A 3,349-nucleotide genomic window follows, 5' to 3' on the forward strand; every position below is an offset into this window, starting at 1 on the left:
ATGTTCATCGTGACTCCCCCTCCGGGACTGTTGCCAACACATCAGTCTGGCACCTAGATGCCGTAGGAGGGAGGAGTCCATTTCATTGCCCTACGTTCGTGCGAATGACGAGAGGCCAGGCTCACGAGCGAAGCCATGCCGATCGCCAGATGCATTCAGTGACGCAGCCAGCCCCGGCTGATGGCCGGCGCCAGTGCGCGGCGGTACAGCGTCTCGGCCCGGGCAGTGAGCGTGCTGCCGTGGCGCTGCCAGGGCAGCCAGACCAGGCTGTTGCTCACCGCCGCCACGGCCAGCGCGCCGAGCATGTCCAGCGGGTAATGGATGCCCAGGCAGACCCGCGCGTAGCCCACCGCCAGTCCGACGGTGCCGATCAGCGCACCGGGCAGCCAGACGTCGTCGAACAGCAGGCTGAGGGCGCAGGCGGCGAAGAGGGTCAGGTGGTCGCTGGGGAAGGAGGCGTTGGCGGCGTGGGCCAGCCAGGCGTGCCCCAGGCCGATGGCGAAGGGCCGCGGGTGCGGCCAGAGCAGCCCGATCAGCAGGCTGAGGGCCAGCGCCAGCACGGCCACCCCCAGGGCCCGTAGCAGTTGGTTGCGCAGGCGCTGGTCGCCCCGGCACCACAGGTACAGCAATGCCAGCGGCAACAGGTAGAGCGGCACGGTGGCGATGAAGCGCGCAGCGTCGATCAGCCAGGCTGGCGTCTGCGCGGTGGCGTTGATGGCGAGGAATGCCTGGCGGTCGAGCGCCTCCAGCAGGCTGGGGCCGGGAGTAGGGAGCAAGGTGGGCATGGTCGATTCTTGTAAGGGGAGCACGCGGGACTATAGGCGTCGGAGCCTGAAGACGGCATTAAGCCGGGACGGGGGGATCAGAGGCGGTCGAGGTCGTCGCGCCGGGCCAGTTCGGCCAGCGCCTCGGGCGAATCCTGCGGGGCCGGGCCGCGGCCTTCGAGGATCTCGTGGAGGAAGCTCATGAACACGGTGAACACCTGCTCGCGGCCGTCGTCGTGGCGCACCACGAAGAAGGGCGCGCTGTCCACGCCGTACTGGGCGGCGACCATCCAGCCGGCGCTGCCCGGGTTGCGTTCGTCGGCCACCAGCACGCGGTCGATGCGCGGCAGGTAGCCGCCTTTCTCCAGGCGCTGCTGCACGTCCTTGCACTTGCCGCAGTCCTGGCCGTCGGCCAGGACCTTCTTGACCATGGTGATGCGCATGGGGCTTTCCTCTCGCGGTAGGGGCAGGGCCTACCTTAAGCGCTGGAGCGCCGGCGGAAAACCCGCCGGCGACGGCCTCAGCCCTTGGTGATCAGGTTGCCGGCGTGCAGGCCGCATTCCTTCTGGGTGGCTTCCTCCCACCACCAGCGGCCTTCGCGCTCGTGCTGGTTGGGCAGCACCGGGCGGGTGCAGGGTTCGCAGCCGATGCTGATGAAGCCGCGCTCGTGCAGGCTGTTGTAGGGGATCTCCAGCATGCGGATGTAGGCCCAGACTTCCTCGCTGCTCATGTTGGCCAGCGGGTTGAACTTGTACAGCGGCTTTTCCGCCGTGGAGAAGGCGCCGTCCAGCTCGACCACCGCCACCTGGCTGCGGGTGCCCGGGCTCTGGTCCTTGCGCTGGCCGGTGGCCCAGGCGCTGACGGTGGCGAGCTTGCGCTTGAGCGGCTCGATCTTGCGGATGCCGCAGCACTCGCCGTGGCCGTCCTTGTAGAAGCTGAACAGGCCCTTTTCCCTGACGAAGGGCTCCAGCAGGCGCGGATCGGGGCTCATGACCTCGATGGCGATGCCGTAGTGCTCGCGCACCTGCTCGATGAAGCGGTAGGTCTCCGGGTGCAGGCGGCCGGTGTCCAGGCTGAACACCTTGACGTTCTTGTTGATCTTCCAGGCCATGTCCAGCAGCACCACGTCCTCGGCGCCGCTGAAGGAGATCCACAGGTCGTCGCCGAAGTGCTCGAAGGCGAACTTGAGGATGTCCTGGGGGGACTTGCTGGCATAGGTCGCGGCGATTTCGGCGACGTCGAACGGATGGCTCATCAGGCGGTTTTCCACTTGTACTTGCGCGGTGCGCTATAAGACTGCCGATCTTAACAAAGGCAGGGATATGCCCCTAAATAACCATCAGGAAGGTCGACTGTATGCTTTGGGTATAAGTGCCGCGTTGCGCCGGCCCCGGCGAGCCGCTAGAGTGCCGCCTTTCTGTCCAAACCTGCGGGGAATCGTTCGTGGAAATCGCCTGTCTCGACCTGGAAGGGGTACTGGTCCCGGAAATCTGGATCGCCTTCGCTGAAAAAACCGGTATCGAAGCGCTCAAGGCGACTACCCGCGATATCCCCGACTACGACGTGCTGATGCAGCAGCGCCTGCGCATCCTCGACGAGCATGGCCTGAAGCTGGCCGACATCCAGGAAGTGATCGCCACCCTCAAGCCCCTGGAAGGCGCGGTGGAGTTCGTGAACTGGCTGCGCGAGCGCTTCCAGGTGGTGATCCTCTCCGACACCTTCTACGAGTTCTCCCAGCCGCTGATGCGCCAGCTGGGCTTCCCGACCCTGCTGTGCCACAAGCTGGTCACCGACGAGACCGACCGCGTGGTCGGCTACCAGCTGCGCCAGAAGGACCCCAAGCGCCAGTCGGTGATCGCCCTCAAGAGCCTGTACTACCGCGTGATCGCCGCCGGCGACTCGTACAACGACACCACCATGCTCAGCGAAGCCCACGCCGGCATCCTGTTCCATGCGCCGGAGAACGTGATCCGCGAGTTCCCGCAGTTCCCGGCGGTGCACACCTACGAGGACCTGAAGCAGGAATTCCTCAAGGCGTCCAGCCGCCAGCTCGGCCTGTAATGCCGGCGGGCCGATGGCCCGGGGTTTGAGAAAGAACGCCGTTTCCCGTCATGGGAAACGGCGTTTTTTGTTGGTTTCAGGGGGGAGAGCCGACGCCCCGGCGGCACGGTCAACGGTGGATAACCGCGAATGGTTATGCGCTATACGTCGCTGGGTTCCCGCGTTCGCGGGAATGACGGGGTGGGGTTAGGCGTTTCAGGATGACTCCAAACTTCCCACCCACTCCGAACGGCCCCCTCTCCCTTCAGGGAGAGGGTTGGGGAGAGGGCGCTCTTGCATCCAACGCCGTAGCCGCCGGGGAATCCTGTTCGCGAGCAAGCTCGCTCCTACAGGGAGGCACCTTCCGCGGTCACACGCGGAACTGCCCCATCAACCCCTGCTGGTGATTCGCCAGGTCGTTCAGCGACTGGCTGATCTGCGCCGATTCCTGGGCCTGGCCGGACAGCGACTCGGTCACGTCGCGGATGCCCGCCACGTTGCGGTTGATCTCCTCGGCCACCGCGCTCTGTTCCTCGGCGGCGCTG

The 3,349-nt window shown here is 65.9% G+C and carries 5 protein-coding genes; 1 reads left to right on the top strand and 4 read right to left on the bottom strand.

Annotated elements, in window-relative coordinates; genetic code table 11:
- Positions 1-155: 155 nt before the first annotated feature.
- The 3 genes from CHC02_RS29675 to CHC02_RS29685 all read right to left on the bottom strand — a co-directional run bounded on the left by CHC02_RS29675 (position 156) and on the right by CHC02_RS29685 (position 2,019).
- Positions 156-785: a phosphatase PAP2 family protein gene (locus CHC02_RS29675; protein ID WP_089394933.1), complete on the bottom strand. Its 630-nt coding sequence runs from the start codon at positions 783-785 to the stop codon at positions 156-158.
- Positions 786-862: 77 nt separating this feature from the next.
- Complete coding sequence (locus CHC02_RS29680) at positions 863-1,207, bottom strand: hypothetical protein (RefSeq protein WP_089394934.1); 345 nt, start codon at positions 1,205-1,207, stop codon at positions 863-865.
- A 77-nt stretch (positions 1,208-1,284) separates the two neighbouring features.
- The gene (locus CHC02_RS29685) at positions 1,285-2,019 is read right to left on the bottom strand and encodes a phosphoadenylyl-sulfate reductase (protein ID WP_089394935.1); all 735 of its coding nucleotides are present in this window, start codon (positions 2,017-2,019) and stop codon (positions 1,285-1,287) included.
- A gap of 188 nt (positions 2,020-2,207) precedes the next feature.
- Between CHC02_RS29685 and thrH the strand changes: the two genes are divergently transcribed.
- On the top strand, positions 2,208-2,825 hold the full coding sequence (gene thrH / locus CHC02_RS29690; RefSeq protein WP_089394936.1) for a bifunctional phosphoserine phosphatase/homoserine phosphotransferase ThrH: 618 nt from the start codon (positions 2,208-2,210) through the stop codon (positions 2,823-2,825).
- A 349-nt stretch (positions 2,826-3,174) separates the two neighbouring features.
- Here thrH and CHC02_RS30120 read toward each other — a convergent pair.
- Positions 3,175-3,349, bottom strand: a 175-nt coding sequence (locus CHC02_RS30120) for a methyl-accepting chemotaxis protein (RefSeq protein ID WP_141137712.1), incomplete at its 5' end; no start/stop codon positions are given.

The organism is Pseudomonas delhiensis (assembly GCF_900187975.1).
GTDB lineage: Bacteria > Pseudomonadota > Gammaproteobacteria > Pseudomonadales > Pseudomonadaceae > Pseudomonas > Pseudomonas delhiensis.

Bases quoted from the DNA above. Each gene is read 5' to 3' on its own strand.
- CHC02_RS29685 (WP_089394935.1), bottom strand. From the start codon at position 2,019: ATGAGCCATCCGTTCGACGTCGCCGAAATCGCCGCGACCTATGCCAGC.
- CHC02_RS29675 (WP_089394933.1), bottom strand. From the start codon at position 785: ATGCCCACCTTGCTCCCTACTCCCGGCCCCAGCCTGCTGGAGGCGCTC.
- CHC02_RS29680 (WP_089394934.1), bottom strand. From the start codon at position 1,207: ATGCGCATCACCATGGTCAAGAAGGTCCTGGCCGACGGCCAGGACTGC.